The sequence below is a fragment of the Candidatus Marifrigoribacter sp. Uisw_064 genome, assembly GCF_047730175.1.
Taxonomy (GTDB): domain Bacteria; phylum Bacteroidota; class Bacteroidia; order Flavobacteriales; family Flavobacteriaceae; genus Marifrigoribacter.
Genome location: NZ_CP159833.1, coordinates 366299 through 387888, shown reverse-complemented (window position 1 = coordinate 387888; position 21590 = coordinate 366299). Strand labels below are relative to the sequence as shown.

The window sequence follows — 21590 nt, the reverse complement described above, 5'->3', positions numbered from 1 at the left end:
CAATGGAGGCGTTTTTTTTATACAATAAATTTTACACCACTCCCGCGTAAGAATTAAGCTACTTTAGGTAGGTGAAGTCGTTAAATTGTTTGTTTATTAGATGAAATACCCAACTTTTTTTTTCTAATAAAAACCCTTATGAATACAAGTTTATTTGTATAAATTAGACTTAAATTATTTATAAATCATTTAACAACACCAAACTATTATGAAAAAAATTTTCTTATTATTATTCGCATCGGTACTTGTATTTTCATGTACTAAAGATGTTGAATTAGCAGATTCTTCGGCAGACTTGTCGGCGACTCTTGCACAGTATGACGATACCAACATGGGTGTCTATAAAGGAGTTTTTACAACTCAAGGTACCATGGAAAGAGGTATTTTAGAAATTAATATTACACCAAACAATTTAGGTGTAGCAACGTTAAAATTAACTTCTGGACAAGAAATTAATTTTATCGCAGACAGAACAATTGAAGCTGGGGCTGAAGTTCAAAACTTAGCATTTAGTTCTTCTTCTATTATGGCATCTTTTAAACTAAGTGCTGATTTAGATGGAGCAAATGTTCAAATATCTGATGTAGTATACAAAGGTATTACTTCTGGAGCTATTGCTGCTCATGAAACTTCTAGAGCACCTGTTGTGCCTATTACTGGAGTTTTAGCTTGTGATGATTGTGCTGCTCACCCATTATTAGTTACTGGTGATACTGGTACTTTAAGTTTTATTTATGTAGGTGATGGATCTGCAGATGATTCTTTGACTGCTATGGTAGACGTAGGAGTTATCTTAAGCAATGGTGGTACTCAAACTGGATGTATTGATGGTGGTGCTACTACAACTTGTGATATAGCTGGTGGTGGAACTTTTGGTTCTAACGTTGTTGCATGGAATGGAACTCATACCTACAATAATGTAGATGACTGTTCTGAAGCTGCTGGTACTTGGTCTTTAGTTTCTGGTAACCACGGTACTTTTACTGGTACTTTTACTGGTGATGTAACTTGTGCTCCTCCAGCTCCAGCAAATGATACTTGTGCTACGGCAGAAGCTGCTGTTTGTGGAGGTTCTTATACTGGAAGTACTGTTACGGCTACTGACGATGATGGAAATTATGGTCCAGACGTATGGTATTCTCTTACTGGTTTAACTGCTGGTGATGAAGTTACTGTTTCACTTTGTGGTGGATTAACTGATTACGATTCTCGTTTAGTAATATATGATGCATGTGGTGGAGCTGAGTTATTTAACTTAGATGATTCATGTGGATTACAGTCTGAAATTTCTTATATTTCTGATGGTTCAGATGTATTAGTATCTGTTCAAGCGTTTAGTGCTGGAACTGGAAACTACGGTTTAGATATTACTTGTGCTTCTGCACCAACGTGTACTGATGGAATCCAAAATGGAGATGAAACTGGAATCGATTGTGGTGGAGCTACGTGCCCAGCATGTCCTCCTGCTCCATTAACTTGTGGTGACACTTATGTTGATGACGGTGGTACTGGTGGAGATTACTCTACTGGAATTACTGAAAGTACTTTAGTTGATGCTACAGCTGGTTTAACTGCAAGTGTTGGTTTTACAGCGTTTGATCTAGAAGCTACATGGGATTACATGTATTTCTACGATGGAGCTACTTCAGGGGATCCTCAAATTATGGCTTCTGATTTAGGAGTTCCTGTTTCTGCAGATAGAAATGGTGGTTCTGGATTTACTGGAACTGATTTATTAGGTGACAGTGTAACTGCAACTGGACAATTTATGACAGTGGTATTTATTTCTGATGCTTCTGTGCCATTCCCAGGATGGGAAGGTACTGTGTCATGTTTAGCACCAGCACCACTTCAAGAAAACAGTGTTAAGTTTACAGCTACGCCTAGAGAACTTAAGGCAGCTACTCAAGGTGATATAATCGCTAGAAAGAAACTTATTAGAAGTCTTCAAAATAAATAAATATTAAATTAATTTATTTTAATAGTAAAACGCCTCCAGCAATGGAGGCGTTTTTTTTTAAAACTTATACTGTAAGAAATTGCTAATGAGGATCGATGTGATACAGCAACTAACACTGCTCTTTTAATTACTGAAGGTCATACTGATTTTGGAGTAGCTTCTGCTTGTTTATCACATATTGTCTTTGTGAGGGCGAAGCCCGTGACAATCTCACGAATTTAATTCCAATATATGAGATTACCTCATTGCGTTTGTAAGGACATTTTTTTTTTAGAGATTGCTTCAGTTATTCTTCCTTCGCAAAGACATTTATTTGGAGATTACTTTTATTTTTCTTCCTTCATTCATAAAGACAAGAATAATTACTCTTTACAGAAAATACGCCAATACCGTGGCAAGAATCACGGCTGTCATTTTCGATAAATTAAAGGTGTGGTTTTTTGAGCTTTCAAAAAGTATTGTAGTAGAAACATGAAGAAAAACACCAATGGTGATTGCTGTAATCTCTGTTGAATAACTACTAATTGCTTCGGAATAGGTAGAAACCCAACTTCCTAATGGCGTCATGATCGCAAACAAAAAGAGAAATAGGAGTGTAGTACTTTTTTTGTATCCTGCTTGTATGAAGAATACCGATAAGATAATAGCAATCGGTATTTTATGAACGATCACCCCTAATAATAAATGATTATGATCACTAATAGGAAACCCTTCCAAGAAGGCATGCACACTTAAACTTATCAATAACAACCATGGAAATTTTTGCTGGGCATCATGAAGGTGTACATGGCCGTGTTCGGCTCCTTTAGAGAAAAACTCTAAACATATTTGTATAACAATTCCCAACAAGATAAATATTCCAATACGTTTGGAAGGTTCTTGAAATACTTCTGGTAATAATTCCAATAAGGTAACAGAAAGTAAAAAAGACCCACTAAAAGCTAAGAAGATAGGCATAAACTTTAAGTTCTTTCCTTTTACTAGCGTAGCAATAAAATAACCGATGATAACCGATAAAAATAGTAGGATGTAATTCATATGCTAAAGATAAGTATTAAACGTTCTGAAGTGTTTTTAGCATAGGGCGTTAATTGATAATCGCCAAAGCAATGTCTTAATGTGATACCAGCTTCTTTAAAATAGGTTTCAAAATTTTCTAATGTAATTGCTTTTACTTTTTCCACAAAGGAATACTCATTTTCATTATGAGAAAAATGGATGTCTTTAATAATATACCCTGCTTCAATTTTACGCTTGATATGGAAAGATATTCCATCGACTATTTTTATTTCAGAAGAGACAATATGTTGCTTTACATAGTCCACATTTAAAAAATCGATCACCCCAAAACCATTTGGTTTTATTTCTTCTTTAATGGCTTTTATGGTTCTTAGGTTATCTTCTTCATTTTCAAAATAACCAAAACTGGTAAACAAATTAACTACGGCATCAAACTTTTTTGGAAAAGGGATACACATATCGTGTTCCTTAAAATGTAGGGTCTCATTTTCAAATTGTTTTGCAAAAGCAATACTTTCTGGAGATAAATCTACACCCGTAACATGATACCCTAGTGTATTTAAATATTGCGCATGCCTTCCTTTACCACAGGCAAGATCTAATATTTCTGCTCCTTTTGGGATCCTAAGAAACTGCATCAAGGTATTCATGAATTCGGCAGCTTCCGTTTCATCCCTTTCTTTATAAAGGATGTGGTAAAATGGAGTGTCAAACCAAGAGGCGTACCAATTATTATTATCTTTTTGCATGAATAGGATTTTCGGCTACAAAAATACTGTATTTTTGCTCCTTAATTTATAGGAAGCTTTTTTATTTAAATAGAATTATTGGTTTATACTCAAACTAAGGATATTTTCGAGTTTTTAGTAGTATTATTTTTTCTTTTAGGGCGGCAAAAATTTTAAGCATAGCATCGTTACGGTTAAAATTTTTAACAAAGCTAAAAGGAAAAAGAACGAAGTTAAAATTTGGAAATATCCTTAGTTTGAGTATCTAAAAAAGATCCCCGTATTCACGAGGAATATTATGGAAAAAAATTTTAAAATGCTTGCCAAAACTTTATATGGTTTTGAAGAATTATTGGCACAAGAATTAAGACAACTAGGAGCTTCGAATGTTGAAACTGGAACTCGTAATGTTACTTTTAAAGGTGACTTAGGGTTTATGTACAAAGCCAATTTATGTTGTCGTACAGCGATTAAAATTTTAAAACCGATTACCGTATTTAATATTTTTACCGAAAAGGATTTATATAAAAAAGTATATGAAATTCCTTGGGAAAATTACATGGATAAAGAGGGGAGTTTAGCTGTAGATGCAACCGTTTTTTCAGATCATTTTACCCATTCACAATATATTTCTTTAAAAACGAAAGATGCGATTGTAGATCGATTTAGAGACAAGGAAGGCATTCGCCCTGATGTAGATTTAGACCATCCAACCCTTCGTATTAACATTCATATAGACCGTAATATTTGTACCGTTTCTTTAGATAGTTCTGGGCAATCTTTACATAAAAGAGGCTATAAAGTAGCAACTACATTAGCTCCCATCAATGAGGTCTTAGCGGCAGGTTTAATCATGCTTTCTGGATGGACTGGGCAATGTGATTTAATGGATCCTATGTGTGGAGGAGGTACCATTTTAACTGAAGCAGCAATGATCGCCTGTAATATTCCTGCAAATTTAAACAGGAAGGAATTTGGTTTTGAAAACTGGCCCGATTTTGATGTGGATTTATATGAATTAATAGAAGCTTCTGCTTTAAAGAAAGTTCGAGATTTTCATTTTAAAATTTATGGTTCCGATAAAGATGCGAGAGTGTTAGAAAGAGCTGAAGAAAATATTAAAAGTGCAAACCTTGAGGAGTTTATATCAATAAAAGAGCAGGACTTTTTTGAAAGTAAAAAAGAAACAGGAAGGCAATTATTTATGGTTTTTAATCCGCCTTACGATGAGCGACTCTCTGCGAATATCGAAGAGTTATATTCTTCTATAGGAAATACGTTAAAACGAGGGTATTCAAATACGCAAGCTTGGATGATCACCTCTAGTATGGAAGCCTTAAAACATGTTGGTTTACGACCTTCTAGAAAAATTAAATTGTATAATGGTAAATTAGAAAGTCGATTTGTTAAATACGAAATGTATGAAGGAAGTCGAAAAGCTAAAAAGCAAGGACGTGAGTTTAAAGAGGAAGAGTAATTAAATTATTCATTCATTTTTAAAGGAAGCATCCAAGAGTCATCTGTATAATTCTTTTCGTTGATTTGAGTTAACTCTAAGGTCGGTGGAAACATTGCCTGAGTAGGAAGTCCATTAAATTTCACTTTTAAATCTATGTGTATAATGGGATCCACTTTCGCATATTTTTTTAATGCCTTTTGCTTTAAATATTTGGCTAAGTATATAACATTATAAGGATCTTCCGCTATATGTGCTGCTTGATTTGTTGTTAAAAAAGGAGCGATATCTATATCCATTACATCACCACTTAATTTATCTGTCATGGTAACTTTAAAATCGGTTATCTCTTTAGACTGCATTTTCATTCGCCAGGAATAACGAGAAGCAATACCTGTCCATTCTGGGTTGTCGGTATATAGTAAATACCTAAAAGGCATTGCCAAATGAAAAATCATAAAAAGAATTAAGAGGAAGCTCACCAGTCTTCTTGATACATTCCATTTTAATTCTGGAGGGTTTTCTGTTTCTTCAATTTTAACTTCTTCAACAGACTCTTCAAACTCATCTAACTCTTCTGTATTGACTTTCTTACTAAATAATCGTTCTAAAAAGCGACTCACTTTTGAAGTATTAAAAAATAAAATAGTACTACAAATCATAAAGAAAGGAAAGATTCCAATATCATTAAATAATATAAAGTTATTAGTTAAATTGAATATTAAAACAAGAATAACCCCAATAATCCGTGTGCGTTTATTTAATAAAATAAATACAATTAATAAATCATAAATAATTCCTCCATAGGTAATAAATAGGTCTAAGAAGCGATCAGAAAATAGGGAGTTAAGGATGTTTCCTCTAGAAGAATCTATGATTATTTGTGGTAAATCAGTATTGAGCCAATTTGGCGACAATTTTGCAATTCCACCAAAAATATAGGGCAGGGAAATTAAGAAAATTAAAAGATACTTATTCCAAGCAGGAATAAAGTTTAAGTTCTCATTTTTAGATAAAATTGATTTAACACTGTATTTATTATCAGCATTAATAAAAATCATTACAAAAGCAATTAAAGAGATTAAGTAAAGATGATTATTGTAAAGAGTTGCGTCTATAAAAGTAAAATAGGTGAAAACGACAAAGAAAAATATCATAGCATATCGATACAAGAATCCTATTGCTATAAAAACGGCAGAGAAAAGAAGGCCTAAATTTAAAACCTTAAGGATACTTTTTGATAGCGGTTTTAAAAATGATAACTCTTGATATGGAAATAATATTTCTGGGCCTGTCATAAATTGATACACAAAATCAATTTTAATGAAAGTAAACACTTGATAAGTCATAAAGCACCCAAAAACAATACGAAATGTAGCTACAATAGATGCATCTATTGGTTTAAATAAAAAATGCAATAACTTAGTATTCATTTTAATGATTCAATTAGACGGTTATGATTCAAATATACAAATACTTAGTTATAATAAAATAAGTAAAAAATAAATATTGAAAAGGAACTTTGTTATTTTTTAAAAATAGGAATTAAATAGGAGAGTGTATATCCATAACCAACTCCAAACTCACTAAAATCGTAGGTTCTATTGAAGCCTGGAATAAATAAATTTTTAAAATTTTCTGGCTTATCTTCAGATATTTTACGTTTTAATTGAACATTAAGGGAAAGATATAAGTTGTTAAAAATTTCAGTTTTTATACTCATAATAATTTCAGCCCAATGAGCAGTTAGCCCTTTATATTCTATTGGATTTTCAATAAAAGTAGTTGGAAAAGTATCGTCTCCGGTATAGATAGTATAGCCCAATAATTCTTGTTTAAAAGTTGAAAAACCATAACGCATTCCAGCAGAAATTTCATTGTTCATTCCTAGCCAGTTATTATATGAGTTGAAGTTGAAGCCTATTTTAGCATAACTTCCATTCGTAGAAGAGTTTAAATTTTCTTCAAAACGATCCTTGGTTTCGTTTCCAAGTTCAATAGCAGCATAAAACTTTTTAGTGACTCTAAAATCAGCCATGATTTCAAAGCCTGTATAATCATCTTCAAAAAAAGAACGAATGGGTTTCGATATGTCTGCGCCTACCCGTAAACCATATTTTTCATTTTTGGTGATCGTGTCGGTTACAGCAGTATTTTCTTCTTGTGCCATTACTGAAAATGACGAAGTAAAAGAAATACTAATGAAAAATATTAATATGTGCTTCATTTTCATTTTCAATGGTGTCATTAACTATTTCTATGGAACGAATCCAATTAGTGGTAATATCTTCTGGAACTACAAGCGCATTTACATCATAAAAAATCGTCTTAAATGAACAGGCTCTATTGAGGTATTCATCTACACGTCGGTAATTGAAACTTATAGAGTCCACATTAATAGTTATGGTATCATTAATATCTTTAATAAAACGGTACGATGTAATATCAGCTCTGACAAATAAGGGTATTGTAATCAAACTAGTTGTACTGTCATTGACCACTATAACATCTCCTAGATCTGTAATTACACTTAAACTTGTAAAACCTTTATTTTCTGATGGATTTTCAAAGTTTTTAAATTGAATAACAAGTTTTGACGTAGTTTGTTTTGCCGCAGAACATAAATCATCTCGGGTACAACTATTCGCAGCTATAATAATGGCAATAAAAAATAATAGTTTCTTTAACATATATAATTCTCTATAGAGGTATTATCTTTTTTCCAAAAGTACAACATTTTCTACATGATAGGTCTGTGGAAACATATCAACTGCTTGCGTTTTTACAACTTTATACGTTTCATCTAACAATGCAAGGTCTCTCGCTTGTGTTGCACTATTACAACTCACATACACAATTTTATTTGCCGCTAGATTGATTAATTGTTCTACCACATCTTTATGCATACCATCTCTTGGAGGATCTGTAATAATCACATCTGGTTGTCCATGTTCATTGATAAAAGACTGATTAAATACCTTTTTCATATCACCCACATAAAACTCAACGTTGTCAATATTATTTAATTGTGCGTTTTCTTTAGCCGCTTCAATAGCATCTGGAACCGATTCAATACCGATTACTTTTTTTGCCTTCTTTGCTACAAACTGAGCAATGGTTCCGGTTCCTGTATATAAATCGTATACCAATTCGTTTCCAGTTAAATTGGCAAAATCACGGGTAACTTTATACAATTCAAAAGCTTGTTCTGAATTGGTCTGATAAAAAGACTTCGCATTAATTTTAAAACGCAAGCCTTCCATTTCTTCAAAAATATGATCTTCACCTTTATAACAATGAATTTCTTGATCATATAAGGTGTCATTTCCTTTAGAATTAATCACATACAATAGGGAAGTGATATCAGGAAATTTTGAAGCAACAGCATCTAACAATAAGGCTCTATTTTTTTCATCTTCATGAAAAAACTGAACCAACACCATCACATCACCAGTACTCGAAGTACGAAGCATTAGCGTACGTAAAAATCCTTCTTGTTTTCTCGCGTTGAAAAAACGGAGGTTTAATTCTTCTGCTTTTTGTTTGATGAAATTTCGGATGGCATTACTTGGGTCGCGTTGTAAATGACATTTATCGATGTCTAAAATTTTATCCCACATACCCGGAATATGAAACCCTAATGCATTTCGGTTTTCGATAATTTCATCGCTTTTAATCTGATCCAACGTTAACCATTTGCTATCACTAAATGAGAACTCCATTTTATTGCGGTAAAAGTACTGCTCTTTCGACCCAAGAATAGGGAGTGGCTCAGGCATTTCAATTTTACCGATACGTTTTAAATTGTTCTCTACTTCTTTTTGTTTGAAATAAAGCTGATGTTCGTAACCCATATGTTGCCATTTGCAACCACCACAGGTTCCAAAAAATTCACATTCAGGCTCTGTACGTTTGTCTGAAAGTTTGGAAAAAGAAATAGCATTCCCTTCATAATAACTCGAGCGTTTTTTTGTGGTTTGTACGGATGCCACATCTCCTGGCACCGCATTACTGATAAATACAACTCTTCCGTCAGGTGCTTTTGCAATTGCTTTTCCTTTGGCACCTGCATCAATCACTTCTAAATCTTCAAGAATGACTCTGTTCGTTTTTCTTTTTCCCATGTGGCAAAAATAACAATAGCGTGTTTAATCTTTATGAGATTATCAGTTTTTATTTTTTGGTTTTTGAAGATTGTCTCCTTGAGCGCAGTCGAAAGGTTTTTTAAATTTGATAATATAGGCCTCGACTAGTTTCACTAGCTATCTTCAACAAAATATATTTTGTTTCAATAATGCTCGACCAGACAACCTTGTATTTCATGATTCATTTTCCTATGGCTTTTAAAAAAGGGATGCTATTTAATATAATGACCTTTGTGTTTTTAGGTGTAATAGTGTACTACATCGTTTAGCTTTTTAATACGGAAGTAACCAACGAACTTATACTATGGTCGGCGGCTGGAATAATATGCCTTATGGCGGTTTCTATGTTGAAATTATATATTTGGATGCAGGTGGATAAAAACAGCGTAATACGGGAATTTAAACGTTTAGAATTACAAGTTTCGACGCTTTCAGCAAAATAATCTAAATGACTTTTGGGAATTGCTAAAATTTAGTAAATTGCGCCTTGAAGGATGATTTCTCTCCTCCGCTGAATTTTCGAGCTTTCGAAAGAATAAAGGTACAGTAGGAATTACATATATTTTAATTTAAATTATTTATTATGTCAGTTTTACAAGAAACCGCATCTCAAAAAGCAATCGATTTAGAAAACAAGTATGGAGCGCATAATTACCATCCACTTCCTGTAGTATTAAACAAAGGAGAAGGAGTATTTGTGTGGGACGTAGAAGGAAAAAAGTATTACGATTTCCTTTCAGCGTATTCTGCAGTGAATCAAGGGCACTGTCATCCAAAAATCGTTGCAGCAGTTAAGAAACAATCAGAAACCTTAGCATTAACATCAAGAGCATTTTATAATGATATGCTTGGTCCTTACGAGAAATTTGTTTGCGAGTTCTTTAAATTCGATAAATTACTTCCAATGAATACGGGAGCTGAGGCTGTAGAAACAGCGCTGAAGCTATGCAGAAAATGGGCTTACGAAAAGAAAGGCTTGGGAGAAAATGAAGCTGAAATCATTGTCTGTGAGAATAATTTCCACGGAAGAACAACTACCATTATTTCTTTTTCAAATGATCCAGTAGCGCGCAAAAATTTTGGTCCATATACTGATGGATTCATAAAAATTGAATACGATAATATTGATGCTTTGGAAAAGGTTTTATCTTCGAATAAAAACGTTGCTGGGTTTCTAGTAGAACCAATACAAGGAGAAGCTGGAGTGTATGTTCCTTCTGAAGGGTATTTGAATAAAGCAAAAGCATTATGCGAAAAGTATAATGTTTTGTTTATAGCTGATGAGGTACAAACAGGAATTGCACGTACAGGTCGTTTATTAGCAACTTGTGGAGATTGTTCATGTGAAAACAAAGGATGTGAAGGAACACCAGATGTGAAGCCAGATATTTTAATCTTAGGAAAAGCAATGAGTGGTGGAGCTTATCCTGTTTCGGGAGTATTGGCAGATAATCATATCATGGATGTCATTAAACCAGGAAATCATGGTTCGACTTTTGGTGGTAACCCTGTAGCAGCGGCAGTTGCTACCGCAGCCTTGGAAGTGGTTCGAGATGAAAAATTAGCCGAAAATGCAGATCGTCTTGGAAAACTTTTCCGAAGTGAAATAAACAAATATATAGAAACGAGTGAGCTTGTTTCTCTTGTAAGAGGTAGAGGGCTGTTAAATGCTATTGTGATCAATGACTCTGAAGACAGTGATACTGCTTGGAATATCTGTATGAGATTGCGAGATAACGGCTTGTTGGCAAAACCAACACACGGTAATATTATACGTTTTGCACCACCGTTGGTGATGACGGAAGCGCAGTTATTGGATTGTGTTTCGATTATTACAAAAACACTTACTGAGTTTAGTTAAGACTTAGGGTATATGTTAATTAAAAAAGCTCCTATGATTGTGGGAGCTTTTTTTTGGTTATAAAGGATAGTAACGGTCTAGTATAAGAATAGTAGTGGATTAAAACGCACTATTTTTATACATTGTTGGCAATAGTATTTTCTTTTTCCCATTTCTTGATTATCACAAACCAAATTGCGATTGAAACACCTAAAATCATGATTTTTTCAGTTCCATCAATTCCGTTTTTTATTAACGCATTAAACATCATAATTTGGATAATCATATGAAAGCAAGCACTTGCTATAATCGACTTTGTTGATTCAGCCACTTGTCCAATTCCCCAACTTCCAAAAATCATCATTCCTAAAAAGAAAAGGTTATCTCCAATACTAGCCTTTGTTAAAAATGTCAAATGCCATAAATACCATATAAATCCAATTATTAAATATTTTTTCCAAGGTTTCAATATTTTCAATTCTTCTTGTAAGTATCCTCTCCATCCATATTCTTCCATTATACAATAAAGAAAAGTCCCGGTTGCAGCAACGAGACCGTAAAAGTGATATTCCATTCCAAAGTCATTTGTTACTCCTATTATTGTCAAAATTAGGATTGGAATAATAGCCATTATAAGGCTTTTTGACTTTGAAGTTCCAAATAATGACATTTCCATCTTCCGCTTTTTTTTCAAAAAAGGAATAATAATTAATGCTCCTATAATAACTCCACTACCTTCAAGAAGCACAGTAATAAATATAAAAACCCAACTGGGTAGTTTTTCCAATTCTGATTTAAATTCAAAAATGTCAAATCGAAAAATGTTCGATATTAGGGTTGCGATAATAAAAAATATCACTACTCTTTTCCAACTGATATTATTTTTCTCCATTTCGTCTTTCATATTATTGCCAACTTGTTATATCCATCATGAAGGTATCGTTTATCGGCTAATATTCCTAGATATCAGTACCTTTTGTGTGTTAGTATCTTTGCTATCTAAGTTAAAACGGTATCTAACAGACGTGAATTACAACTATTAAAAAAGCCCCTTCAAATGAAGAGGCTTTTTTAGTATAATAGATAGATTTTTATTTAGGACTTACAATTTCTACTATTTCTAATTCAAATATTAAATCTGAACTAGGAGGAATCACAGGTGGATATCCTCTTTCACCATATCCTAAATGAGCAGGGATAAAGAACGTAGCTTTTTCACCTACTTTCATAGATAATAATCCTTCTCTAAATCCAGAAATTAATTTTGCTTCAAGTGAATAATCCATTGGAGTTGGTTTGTAACCACCACCATCTTCTCTTACATGGTCCCATACTTCAAATCTCTTAGCAACCTCAATCATGTTTGAATCGAATAAAGAACCATCGGTTAAATAACCAGCATAATATACAAGCACTTTATCTCCTAACTTAGGCTGTACTTCAGTACCTTCTGTAATAATATATTTTTTAAGTCCAGAAGGTAATTCTTCTGCTTTTTCGATTATAGAATTAAATTCTTTTGCAACCCCAGCAGCAATTTTAGCTTTTTGATCTTGACTTTTTTTCTTTTTCTTTTCAATAATAACCATTCCTTCTTTAAATGAATGAAGTTTAACACCTCCTACATTTATAATATTTACTTCTAACATGGTAACTGTTTCAACAGGCTTACTTCCATTAGCAACTTCTACAGATCCAAGAGCATCAACGATATCTTGACCTATTGCGATTTCACCAAAAACGGTATGCTTTCCATTTAACCAAGGTGTTTCTTTTAAGGTGATAAAAAATTGACTTCCATTGGTACCAGGACCAGAATTAGCCATTGAAAGAATTCCTTTTTTTGAATGTTGTAATTCTTGTGTTGTTTCATCAGGAAATTTATATCCTGGATTTCCAGAACCTGTTCCTAAAGGATCTCCACCTTGAATCATAAAATCTTTGATAATTCTATGGAATATTAATCCGTTATAGAATTTTTTTCCTTTATAAATTGAATCTACCATTTCATTGTTACCTTCAGCTAAATCAATAAAATTTGAAACAGTTAATGGTGCTTGTTCATGATGAAGTTTTGCAACAAAACTTCCTTTACTTGTTATAAATTCAGCATAAATTCCTTCTTTTAAATCGGGATATTTACTTTGGCAAGAACCTAAGGTTAATGATAAGATTAATACTAAAAATGTTAATTTTTTCATAGCTGTAATAATGTTTATTGTGTTTGATTTATTGATATTAGTGTTAATTTACTTTGTAATGGGACATTAGCCCCTAATTTATTTACGATTCCGTAATAACCAAATGCTTTGTAAGATGGTAAAAACAAGGTAATAGTTTCACCGACCTTCATAAGTTTGATGCCGTCTCGTATTCCTGAAATTAATTCTTGTTTTGTTTTATCTACGATATAGTCTTGAATTCCAATTTCTTCTTCAGAAAGAAGTACTTCTCCATTTAAATATGTTAAGTCGTAACTAAAGGTAACTTGATCTCCTAACGTTGGAACTACCGTTGAAATAGTGTCTTTTTTATTATAATAATACCAAAATCCATTCGTAGAAGTGATGTATTCGTTCTCTGGATTAGATTCCATTAAAGCTAAAAATTGATTTTTTTCAAGCTCAAATATTTTTTTATTTCGTTCTACAGATTCATCAATAAATGATCCAGATGTTCTTTGAATAGGGGGTCTAGCTTCAGGTGTTTTACAAGACACAAAAGCAAGACATCCAAAAAGGAGTATGAGTAGGTTACGCAACATAATTCAAGGCTTCTTTATAAGTAGGCAATATACTAATAAAATCAGAAGTTGTTTTTATAAGTGCTGTATCGCTTTTTCCTCCAGCAGCATTAGTATGACCTCCACCATTAAAATGAGTGCGTGCAAATTCATTAACTGAAAATTCGCCTTTACTTCTAAATGATATTTTTACAATATTGTCTTTCTCACTTTCAATAAAAATAGCAGCCATATTGATGCCTTCCATAGAAAGGGCATAATTTACAAACCCTTCCGTATCTCCTTTTTTAAAATTATGGTCATCTAATTCTTTTTGAGAAAGTGTAATGAAAGCAGTTTTAAATTCCGTTAGAATCGTTAAATTACTTAAGGCTACTCCTAAAAGTTTAAGTCGGTCAGGTGTATTTGTATCATATACATTTTGATGAATAGCAGCATTGTTAGCGCCGTTTTCTATTAAAGTTGCAATAACTCGATGTGTGGTTGCTGTGGTTGCAGGAAATCTAAAAGAACCTGTATCTGTCATGATACCTGTATATAGTTGCGTGCTTATTTCAGCATTTAAAAATTCTAAATCTTCTAAAGCTTCCATAAAATGAAAAACCATTTCTGCGGTAGAACACATGCTTACATCACTGTAAGTAACTACGGCATAATCATCGGGTTGTTGATGATGATCGATCATTACAAAATCTGCTTTTGCATTTTCAAGGAGGGTGCCTAAATCGCCTGTTCTATTTAACGCATTAAAATCTAGGGTAAAAATTAGATCAGCTTGAGAAATTACCTCTCTAACTTCAGCAGTATGTTGATTAAAATTTAAAATAGAATTAGATTCTGGGATCCACTTCAAAAAAGAGGGAAAATCATTTGGCATCACAACTTGAACAATATGTCCTTTCTGTTGTAGATAATTTGCTATCCCTAAACAAGAACCTAAAGCATCACCATCTGGATTTTTATGCCCAACGACTACAATCTTTTTTTGAGTCTTTAACAGGTTTTTTATTTGATTTATTTTTTCTGAATTCATACGTTTTTTACCATCTAGCATAGCGAATGGCGAAGATACAATTTATTGCCATTTTGAAATCATTTTTAAAAACAATAGCGTAAACTATTAACGATTTTTCATGAAACGACTAGGTTAAACTGGTATAAGAAGTGTATTGTCCAACGAAAGGTCTAATAGCGAACAGCATACCTGTACTGAGCTTGTAGAAGTATACCCGTTAAAATAAATAAAATAGACGCATAATATATACGATATATTGCGATTGATTTTAAAGAGGAACTAATTAATTAGCCTACGGTATAGTAAGTATATTGATATAAATTCTTGTTTTTGTAGTCTAATTCCATACTTTTGCACAAAATTTAAAAAAATTATGAGAACAGATAGAACGTTTACAATGTTAAAGCCTGATAGTGTTGAAAAAGGACATATTGGAGCTATTCTTGAAAAAATTACTGCTTCAGGTTTTAGAATCGTAGCACTGAAACTTAATCAAATGACTAAAGCTGATGCTGAAGAATTTTACGCTGTACATAATGAGCGTCCATTTTTTGGTGAATTAGTTGAGTATATGACTCGTGGTCCTATTGTTTCAGCAGTACTTGAAAAATCAAATGCAGTTGAAGATTTTCGTGCCTTGATAGGTGCAACAAATCCTGCGGATGCAGCGGAAGGAACTATCAGAAAATTATATGCAGCTTCTATTGGAGAAAATGCAGTTCATGGTAGTGATAGTGATGAAAATGCTGCTATCGAAGCTGCTTTTCATTTTTCTGGAAGAGAGATGTTTTAAGACCTTAGCTTAACACATAAAAAAAGCCATCAATTTTAAATTGATGGCTTTTTTTTTAAACTACAATTCTTACCGTAACACTAATTTTGTAATTAAGTCTTTACCTAATTCTTCGTTAAGCATTTTAATAATTTTTTCTTTACCATAACTTAATTCTTCTCTAAGGACTGAAGAGCTTAATTGCACGTATACTACATCTCTTTCTAAAATAATATTGGTAGTGTACTTTACAATGGGTTTTCCCATCACGTTTTCCCAAGCATCCTTAACCGATACTTTATCAAGTCCGGTTTGTAAGCGATTTACTGTAATAAAATCTTTTAAAACATCACTTATGGTAGATTCTTCTCTTTTTCTTTTAGCCATGTTACAAATGAATCATTTTATAGGTTTGATGTACTTTTTTTATCACACTTTCAGTTCGCTCCGCATGGGTATCACTAATGAAAAGTTGCCCAAAATCTTCATTGTCTACTAATGTAATGATTTGCTCTACTCTATTTTCATCTAATTTATCAAAAATATCATCCATAAGCAGTATCGGATTTACTTTCTTTTGTTCTTTAATAAAATCGAATTGAGCTAACTTTAAAGCAATCAAATATGATTTTTGTTGTCCTTGCGAACCAAACTTTTTAATAGGATGACCTTCAATTTCAAATATGAGATCATCTTTATGAATTCCAAAATTTGAATATTGACTTATTTTATCTTTTACTGCATTTTCTTGAAGCAATGAACGTAACTCTTTTTCTTCTAGCTGACTTTTATAAATTAGGTTAACAGATTCTTTACTATTACTAATGGATTGTTGCCTTTTTAAGAATATTGGTAAAAAACTATCAAGAAAGAGTGTTCTTTTTTCAAAAATGATGGAACCATATTCATGCATTTGTTCATTATAAATATCCAAGGTGTCTTGGTTGAATGTATTATTAACGGCAAAGTATTTTAATAATGAATTACGCTGAGATAACACTTTATTATACTTTAAAAGGCTTATTAAATAGTTGGGATCTCCTTGAGAAATCACACCATCCATAAACTTTCTACGCGTATCGCTGCCTTCTATGATAAGATCTCTATCGGCAGGGGAGATGATAACTAAGGGTAAAAAGCCTATATGATCACTGAATTTTTCATAAATTTTATTGTTCCGTTTTATAATTTTTTTCTGCCCCCTTTTTGCACTTATTATAAGTCGCTCCTCCCGTTCGTTTTTAAGGTAATTACCCTCGATTACAAAAAATTCTTCCTCATGTTTTATATTTTGCCCAGTTATTGGGTTAAAATAACTTTTTCCGAAGGAAAGATGATAGATTGCATCCAATACATTGGTCTTTCCAACACCATTATTACCCACTAAACAGTTAATCTTTGGGTCAAACTGAAATGATATCGATTCAAAATTTTTATAGTTAAGTAATGAGATGTTCTTTAAAATCATAACAATCAGGTGGTTGTGTGCTATTTTGATAAAATATTAATTTACAGAATTCTGTAAATTATTAGTTTGCAAATTATCGAAAAATAATAAATAGTTGTGCTTTTAAATTCTAATAAATATTTTATTTTTGCAAACCTAACAAGTGAAATTATGGCAACGTACAAGAAACGAGGATATAAACCAAAAACAAAGGCTGAGAAGCAGACAGAGCTAGAAGATGATAGCACAACAGCTGAAGTATTTAATACTTTAGATGAATCTGCTAATAAGACGGAAGCTTGGGTTGAGAAAAACCAAAAAGCAATTTTAATATTTGTTGGAATTGTTTCAATTGGTGTTTTAGGATATTTAGGATATCAGCAATTTATTCAAGAACCTAAAGAAGTGGAAGCTGTAAACGATATGTATCAAGCTCAGCAATATTATGAGCAAGCATTATCAGCATCAACAAAAGATTCATTATATAATTTATCTCTAAATGGAGGTGAAGGAAAATATGGTTTTCTTGACATCATTGAAAATTATGGTGGTACTAATGCAGCAAATCTTTCCAATTATTATGCAGGGATTGCTTATTTAAACACAGGGAAATACCAAGAAGCTATATCACATTTAGATACATTTAAAAGTGATGATGATATGTTAGCGCCTATTGCAAAAGGAGCAATTGGTGATGCTTTTGCACAACTAGAGCAAAATGAACAAGCTTTAAAATATTATGAAATTGCAGCTGCATTAAAAGATAATAATGTAACCACACCACGTTTTTTACTTAAAGCCGGTATTATTGCAATGAATCTTGGAAAAACAGACATAGCTTTAAATCACTTTAAAACTATTACTGAAAAGTATCCAAAATCACTTGAGAATACTAAGGCTACTTTATATGAAGGAAAAGTAGAAGCAATGAAATAAAAATGGCAACAAAAAATAAAAATTTATCTTCTTACGATAAAGCAACAATCCCAAACGCGAAAAATTTTCGGTTTGGGATTGTTGTTTCAGAATGGAATCCTAACATAACAGAAGGACTCTTTCAAGGGGCATTCGATGCATTATTAGCAAATGGAGTTATTAAAGAAAATATCGTTCGATGGAATGTTCCAGGGAGTTTCGAACTTGTTTATGGGTGTAAGAAAATGCAGCAAAGCTATGATATGCTAGACGCTGTAATCGCTATTGGAAGTGTAATACAAGGAGAAACAAAACATTTTGACTTTGTTTGTGAAGGAGTTTCTCAAGGAATAAAAGACCTTAATGTGCAAAATGACATTCCGGTTATATTCTGTGTTCTAACTGATAATACCTTGCAACAATCTATAGATAGAAGTGGAGGAATTCATGGAAATAAAGGAACAGAAGCTGCAATAGCCGCAATTAAAATGGCTCAGCTTAGAAAAGAAGCTAAGTTTTAAGTTTTATTTAATATAGAGTTACTTATTCATTAGTATTTTTACTTTCAGAAAAACTACTTTAATCACATTTGGTATAACTATTGTTGATAAATGAGAGGTGTTAGTATATATAAACACTACATTTTTAACTACATTTGAAATACTATGGGACTTCTAAAGACAAGAAAAAATAAAAAGTATGGATATACTCCTCGTTATTATAATGATAATGGAGAAGGAAACCCCTATCAAATAGAACATAAATTTGATAAATTTAGAAGTACAGTAGGAGAAAATCAAGGGCTAAAGGGAAAGTTTAGTAATGCAATTCAAGAGCTAAAAACTTCTGAAAGTAAAGGAAGCAGTAAAACCATCTTAATTATTGTTGCTGTTCTTTTATTATTTTTCCTTTTTATCATTGATTTTGATTTATCTATATTCAGTTTTCAAATGTAATGGCAGACATTATTCAGTTATTACCCGATCATGTTGCAAATCAAATTGCTGCCGGTGAGGTTGTTCAACGACCTGCTTCCGTAGTTAAAGAATTACTTGAAAATGCAATTGATGCAAAGGCTACTTCCATCAAATTAATTATTAAAGATGCTGGAAAAACATTAGTTCAGGTAATCGATAATGGTAAAGGGATGAGTTTGACAGATGCTCGCATGTGTTTTGAACGTCATGCCACTTCAAAAATCCGTAAAGCGGAAGATCTTTTTAATATTCATACCAAAGGGTTTAGAGGAGAAGCACTCGCTTCAATTGCTGCAATTGCCCATGTTGAGTTGAAAACTAAAATTGAAGGGGAAGAGATTGGAACTCAAATTTGTATTGAAGGGAGTCACGTAAATTCTCAAGAACCTATAGTTACGCCAACAGGCACGACTATTTCAGTAAAAAATTTATTTTATAACATACCTGCAAGAAGAAACTTTTTAAAAAGTAATACGGTAGAAATAAGACATATTATAGATGAATTTCATCGAGTGGGCTTAGCACATCCTCAGATTGAATTTATTTTATTAAGTAATGGAACTTCAATTTTTAATTTACCTAGCTCAAACATACGTCAGCGAATTGTAAATATTTTTGGTGCAAAAACAAATGAAAAATTAGTTCCTGTTTCTGAAGAGACTGATATTGTTGTGGTTGATGGTTTTATTATTAAGCCAGAATTTGCTAAAAAAAGCAGAGGAGAACAGTTCTTCTTTGTCAATAACCGATATATAAAAAGTTCTTATTTACATCATGCGATACTTTCAGCTTTTGAAGGGTTGATTAAAGATAGTTCACAGCCGGGATATTTTTTATTTCTTGAAGTAGATACACAATCAATCGATATTAATATTCATCCCACAAAAACTGAAATTAAATTCGATGATGAACATTCTATCTACGCAATGTTAAGATCAACGATTAAACATAGTTTGGGTCAGTTTAGTATTGCGCCTGTGTTAGATTTTAATAAAGATTCGGGACTAGACACTCCCTATGATTACAATCAAAAAAAACCGGTGCCTCCTACCATTGAGGTTGATAGAAACTTTAATCCTTTTCAGAGAGATTCCTCACAAGGTAATTTTAATCCAACGTATAAAAGAGAAAAAACATCTTCTTGGGAAGCAATGTATGTAGGGTTAGAAAATGGTGCTTCCGTAGAGAAATTCTCTAAGCATGATTTAAAATTTGAAAGTGATGAGGTAACGGGTAATTTATTTGATACGAATGAAAGTGAAAGAGGCAGAAGTACGTTTCAGCTTCAAAATAAGTACCTTATTAGCCCTGTAAAGAGTGGAATGATGGTGATACATCAAAACTTAGCGCATCAACGTATTTTATATGAAGAATTATTAAAAAATATAACCGTTAAAGAAGCCGTTAGTCAGCAATTATTGTTTCCATTACAAATTCAATTATCCAGTATAGATATCGCTATCATAAAAAACATACAAGAACAATTAGAACATACAGGTTTTGTGTTTTCGGCTTTTAAAGAGGATACTCTTGAAATTAGTGGCATCCCTGTAACTATTACGGAAAGTCAGATACCTTCTATTTTAGAACAATTGATTAATGATATTAATGAAGAGATTCCTGAGCCGGGATTTAGTCAGAATGATTTATTGGCTAAATCTTTAGCGAAGAGTTTTGCTGTAAAAACAGGAACATCCTTGAATAAGGAAGAACAAGAGCATATAATACATCAGTTATTTGCATGTAAAGAACCAACAATAGCCCCAAACAATAAACCTATACTTATTACTATAGATGCGTCAGATTTGGATAAAAAATTTATGTAAATGGGAAGACTAACAGATACGGTTAAACACCTTATTATAATTAATGTGATATTCTTTATTGGATCACAAGTATATCCTATGATGTATGATTGGTTTTCATTGTTTTATTTTGGAAGCCCTCGATTTCAACTATGGCAACCCCTGACTCATATGTTCATGCATGGTGGATTTGGTCATATTTTATTTAATATGTTTGGATTGTTCATGTTTGGTTCACCTTTGGAAGCACAATGGGGTAAGAAGAAATTTTTATTCTTTTATTTTTCAGCAGGATTAGGAGCAGCATTAATTCATTCTTTAGTTAATTATTATCAAGTAGAAAGTGTTGTAGAATCACTACTTGCAGGAGGTTGGAGTCAGGAAGATGTTACTAATTTTTTAACTACAGGAACAGGCGGAAGTAATGCGATACTAGAATTTGTATCACAAGATAAAATTAATTCAATGTATTCTGCATTCAATACTCCAGCAGTGGGAGCTTCAGGGGCTATTTATGGAGTACTAGTTGCTTTTGGTTTAATGTACCCAAATGCTGAACTTATGCTTATGTTTTTACCAATTCCAATTAAAGCTAAATACTTTATTCCTGTTATTATTTTAATGGATTTATTCTCTGGATTAACAGGATTTTCTTTGCTTGGTCAAGGAATTGCGCATTGGGCACATATCGGTGGCGCGCTATTTGGTTTTATTATGGCTTGGTACTGGAAAAAAAATAGTTTTAATGATCAACGTTGGAATTAAAT

Annotated in this window: 21 protein-coding genes and 1 pseudogene; 10 read left to right on the top strand and 12 right to left on the bottom strand. The window is 32.6% G+C overall.

The genetic code is table 11. The annotated features are described in order from the left end of the window. Nucleotides 1–208 precede the first annotated feature (208 nt). Nucleotides 209–1960 carry a hypothetical protein gene (locus ABXT64_RS01815; protein ID WP_443633688.1) on the top strand — a complete coding sequence of 584 codons (1752 nt, stop codon included), beginning with the start codon at nucleotides 209–211 and terminating at the stop codon, nucleotides 1958–1960. A 369-nt stretch (nucleotides 1961–2329) separates the two neighbouring features. On the opposite strand, the gene ABXT64_RS01810 is transcribed toward ABXT64_RS01815, so the two are convergent. Both ABXT64_RS01810 and ABXT64_RS01805 read right to left on the bottom strand, forming a co-directional pair. Continuing rightward, entirely contained in the window at nucleotides 2330–2998 is a 669-nt protein-coding gene (locus ABXT64_RS01810) for a ZIP family metal transporter (RefSeq protein ID WP_443633687.1), read from the bottom strand. Beyond that, nucleotides 2995–3729: a class I SAM-dependent methyltransferase gene (locus ABXT64_RS01805; protein WP_443633686.1), complete on the bottom strand. Its 735-nt coding sequence runs from the start codon at nucleotides 3727–3729 to the stop codon at nucleotides 2995–2997. The genes ABXT64_RS01810 and ABXT64_RS01805 overlap by 4 nt, the downstream gene beginning before the upstream one ends. Before the next feature lie 277 nt (nucleotides 3730–4006). On the opposite strand from ABXT64_RS01805, the gene ABXT64_RS01800 reads away from it, so the two are divergent. Next, entirely contained in the window at nucleotides 4007–5185 is a 1179-nt protein-coding gene (locus tag ABXT64_RS01800; RefSeq protein ID WP_443633685.1) for a THUMP domain-containing class I SAM-dependent RNA methyltransferase, read from the top strand. A 5-nt stretch (nucleotides 5186–5190) separates the two neighbouring features. Here the strand turns inward: ABXT64_RS01800 and ABXT64_RS01795 are convergent, their stop codons facing one another. The 4 genes from ABXT64_RS01795 to rlmD all read right to left on the bottom strand — a co-directional run bounded on the left by ABXT64_RS01795 (nucleotide 5191) and on the right by rlmD (nucleotide 9288). Then, the gene (locus ABXT64_RS01795; protein ID WP_443633684.1) at nucleotides 5191–6597 is read right to left on the bottom strand and encodes an HTTM domain-containing protein; all 1407 of its coding nucleotides are present in this window, start codon (nucleotides 6595–6597) and stop codon (nucleotides 5191–5193) included. A 92-nt stretch (nucleotides 6598–6689) separates the two neighbouring features. Further along, nucleotides 6690–7391, bottom strand: coding sequence for a DUF6048 family protein (locus ABXT64_RS01790; RefSeq protein WP_443633683.1), 702 nt, complete (start codon nucleotides 7389–7391; stop codon nucleotides 6690–6692). Next, nucleotides 7363–7854 carry a DUF6452 family protein gene (locus ABXT64_RS01785; RefSeq protein ID WP_443633682.1) on the bottom strand — a complete coding sequence of 164 codons (492 nt, stop codon included), beginning with the start codon at nucleotides 7852–7854 and terminating at the stop codon, nucleotides 7363–7365. Before ABXT64_RS01785 ends, ABXT64_RS01790 begins: the two co-directional genes overlap by 29 nt. Nucleotides 7855–7875: 21 nt before the next feature. Further along, nucleotides 7876–9288, bottom strand: coding sequence for a 23S rRNA (uracil(1939)-C(5))-methyltransferase RlmD (rlmD, locus tag ABXT64_RS01780; protein WP_443633681.1), 1413 nt, complete (start codon nucleotides 9286–9288; stop codon nucleotides 7876–7878). A 302-nt stretch (nucleotides 9289–9590) separates the two neighbouring features. Here rlmD and ABXT64_RS01775 point away from each other — a divergent pair. After that, a pseudogene (locus tag ABXT64_RS01775) lies at nucleotides 9591–9752 on the top strand (DUF6768 family protein); the annotation flags it as partial. A gap of 140 nt (nucleotides 9753–9892) precedes the next feature. Further along, nucleotides 9893–11170 (top strand): ornithine--oxo-acid transaminase, encoded by a 1278-nt coding sequence (gene rocD / locus ABXT64_RS01770; protein WP_443633680.1) that lies wholly within the window; start codon nucleotides 9893–9895, stop codon nucleotides 11168–11170. 115 nt (nucleotides 11171–11285) lie between these two features. Here the strand turns inward: rocD and ABXT64_RS01765 are convergent, their stop codons facing one another. From ABXT64_RS01765 to ABXT64_RS01750, 4 genes are all read right to left on the bottom strand, one after another. Continuing rightward, nucleotides 11286–12053, bottom strand: coding sequence for a CPBP family intramembrane glutamic endopeptidase (locus ABXT64_RS01765; RefSeq protein WP_443633679.1), 768 nt, complete (start codon nucleotides 12051–12053; stop codon nucleotides 11286–11288). Between the two features lie 187 nt (nucleotides 12054–12240). Beyond that, the gene (locus ABXT64_RS01760; protein WP_443633678.1) at nucleotides 12241–13350 is read right to left on the bottom strand and encodes a peptidylprolyl isomerase; all 1110 of its coding nucleotides are present in this window, start codon (nucleotides 13348–13350) and stop codon (nucleotides 12241–12243) included. 14 nt (nucleotides 13351–13364) lie between these two features. Continuing rightward, complete coding sequence (gene gldI / locus ABXT64_RS01755) at nucleotides 13365–13913, bottom strand: gliding motility-associated peptidyl-prolyl isomerase GldI (RefSeq protein WP_443633677.1); 549 nt, start codon at nucleotides 13911–13913, stop codon at nucleotides 13365–13367. Then, complete coding sequence (locus ABXT64_RS01750; protein WP_443633676.1) at nucleotides 13903–14925, bottom strand: DHH family phosphoesterase; 1023 nt, start codon at nucleotides 14923–14925, stop codon at nucleotides 13903–13905. The genes gldI and ABXT64_RS01750 overlap by 11 nt, the downstream gene beginning before the upstream one ends. A 355-nt stretch (nucleotides 14926–15280) precedes the next feature. Here ABXT64_RS01750 and ABXT64_RS01745 point away from each other — a divergent pair, with 355 nt between their 5' ends. Further along, nucleotides 15281–15700: a nucleoside-diphosphate kinase gene (locus ABXT64_RS01745; protein ID WP_443633675.1), complete on the top strand. Its 420-nt coding sequence runs from the start codon at nucleotides 15281–15283 to the stop codon at nucleotides 15698–15700. Between the two features lie 69 nt (nucleotides 15701–15769). Here ABXT64_RS01745 and ABXT64_RS01740 read toward each other — a convergent pair whose 3' ends face one another. Both ABXT64_RS01740 and recF read right to left on the bottom strand, forming a co-directional pair. Continuing rightward, the gene (locus ABXT64_RS01740; RefSeq protein WP_443633674.1) at nucleotides 15770–16066 is read right to left on the bottom strand and encodes a DUF721 domain-containing protein; all 297 of its coding nucleotides are present in this window, start codon (nucleotides 16064–16066) and stop codon (nucleotides 15770–15772) included. Nucleotide 16067: 1 nt separating this feature from the next. After that, nucleotides 16068–17147: a DNA replication/repair protein RecF gene (recF, locus tag ABXT64_RS01735; RefSeq protein ID WP_443633673.1), complete on the bottom strand. Its 1080-nt coding sequence runs from the start codon at nucleotides 17145–17147 to the stop codon at nucleotides 16068–16070. A 150-nt stretch (nucleotides 17148–17297) separates the two neighbouring features. On the opposite strand from recF, the gene ABXT64_RS01730 reads away from it, so the two are divergent. The 5 genes from ABXT64_RS01730 to ABXT64_RS01710 all read left to right on the top strand — a co-directional run bounded on the left by ABXT64_RS01730 (nucleotide 17298) and on the right by ABXT64_RS01710 (nucleotide 21588). After that, a complete protein-coding gene (locus tag ABXT64_RS01730; RefSeq protein ID WP_443633672.1) occupies nucleotides 17298–18062 on the top strand; it encodes a tetratricopeptide repeat protein in 765 nt (254 codons plus the stop codon). A 2-nt stretch (nucleotides 18063–18064) separates the two neighbouring features. Then, complete coding sequence (gene ribH, locus ABXT64_RS01725) at nucleotides 18065–18562, top strand: 6,7-dimethyl-8-ribityllumazine synthase (protein ID WP_443633671.1); 498 nt, start codon at nucleotides 18065–18067, stop codon at nucleotides 18560–18562. Nucleotides 18563–18706: 144 nt separating this feature from the next. Further along, on the top strand, nucleotides 18707–18997 hold the full coding sequence (locus ABXT64_RS01720) for a riboflavin synthase subunit beta (RefSeq protein ID WP_443633670.1): 291 nt from the start codon (nucleotides 18707–18709) through the stop codon (nucleotides 18995–18997). Then, nucleotides 18997–20844, top strand: a complete 1848-nt coding sequence (gene mutL / locus ABXT64_RS01715; protein WP_443633669.1) for a DNA mismatch repair endonuclease MutL — start codon at nucleotides 18997–18999, stop codon at nucleotides 20842–20844. The genes ABXT64_RS01720 and mutL overlap by 1 nt, the downstream gene beginning before the upstream one ends. After that, nucleotides 20845–21588: a rhomboid family intramembrane serine protease gene (locus ABXT64_RS01710; RefSeq protein WP_443633668.1), complete on the top strand. Its 744-nt coding sequence runs from the start codon at nucleotides 20845–20847 to the stop codon at nucleotides 21586–21588. It abuts the gene before it with no gap. Nucleotides 21589–21590: the final 2 nt, after the last annotated feature.

Bases quoted from the DNA above. Each gene is read 5' to 3' on its own strand.
- ABXT64_RS01760 (WP_443633678.1), bottom strand. From the start codon at position 13,350: ATGAAAAAATTAACATTTTTAGTATTAATCTTATCATTAACCTTAGGT.
- rlmD (WP_443633681.1), bottom strand. From the start codon at position 9,288: ATGGGAAAAAGAAAAACGAACAGAGTCATTCTTGAAGATTTAGAAGTG.
- ABXT64_RS01800 (WP_443633685.1), top strand. From the start codon at position 4,007: ATGGAAAAAAATTTTAAAATGCTTGCCAAAACTTTATATGGTTTTGAA.
- ABXT64_RS01740 (WP_443633674.1), bottom strand. From the start codon at position 16,066: ATGGCTAAAAGAAAAAGAGAAGAATCTACCATAAGTGATGTTTTAAAA.
- ABXT64_RS01710 (WP_443633668.1), top strand. From the start codon at position 20,845: ATGGGAAGACTAACAGATACGGTTAAACACCTTATTATAATTAATGTG.
- ABXT64_RS01805 (WP_443633686.1), bottom strand. From the start codon at position 3,729: ATGCAAAAAGATAATAATAATTGGTACGCCTCTTGGTTTGACACTCCA.
- ABXT64_RS01720 (WP_443633670.1), top strand. From the start codon at position 18,707: ATGGGACTTCTAAAGACAAGAAAAAATAAAAAGTATGGATATACTCCT.
- ABXT64_RS01810 (WP_443633687.1), bottom strand. From the start codon at position 2,998: ATGAATTACATCCTACTATTTTTATCGGTTATCATCGGTTATTTTATT.
- ABXT64_RS01730 (WP_443633672.1), top strand. From the start codon at position 17,298: ATGGCAACGTACAAGAAACGAGGATATAAACCAAAAACAAAGGCTGAG.
- recF (WP_443633673.1), bottom strand. From the start codon at position 17,147: ATGATTTTAAAGAACATCTCATTACTTAACTATAAAAATTTTGAATCG.
- rocD (WP_443633680.1), top strand. From the start codon at position 9,893: ATGTCAGTTTTACAAGAAACCGCATCTCAAAAAGCAATCGATTTAGAA.
- ABXT64_RS01765 (WP_443633679.1), bottom strand. From the start codon at position 12,053: ATGAAAGACGAAATGGAGAAAAATAATATCAGTTGGAAAAGAGTAGTG.
- ABXT64_RS01785 (WP_443633682.1), bottom strand. From the start codon at position 7,854: ATGTTAAAGAAACTATTATTTTTTATTGCCATTATTATAGCTGCGAAT.
- mutL (WP_443633669.1), top strand. From the start codon at position 18,997: ATGGCAGACATTATTCAGTTATTACCCGATCATGTTGCAAATCAAATT.
- gldI (WP_443633677.1), bottom strand. From the start codon at position 13,913: ATGTTGCGTAACCTACTCATACTCCTTTTTGGATGTCTTGCTTTTGTG.
- ABXT64_RS01815 (WP_443633688.1), top strand. From the start codon at position 209: ATGAAAAAAATTTTCTTATTATTATTCGCATCGGTACTTGTATTTTCA.
- ABXT64_RS01745 (WP_443633675.1), top strand. From the start codon at position 15,281: ATGAGAACAGATAGAACGTTTACAATGTTAAAGCCTGATAGTGTTGAA.
- ribH (WP_443633671.1), top strand. From the start codon at position 18,065: ATGGCAACAAAAAATAAAAATTTATCTTCTTACGATAAAGCAACAATC.
- ABXT64_RS01750 (WP_443633676.1), bottom strand. From the start codon at position 14,925: ATGAATTCAGAAAAAATAAATCAAATAAAAAACCTGTTAAAGACTCAA.
- ABXT64_RS01790 (WP_443633683.1), bottom strand. From the start codon at position 7,391: ATGAAGCACATATTAATATTTTTCATTAGTATTTCTTTTACTTCGTCA.
- ABXT64_RS01795 (WP_443633684.1), bottom strand. From the start codon at position 6,597: ATGAATACTAAGTTATTGCATTTTTTATTTAAACCAATAGATGCATCT.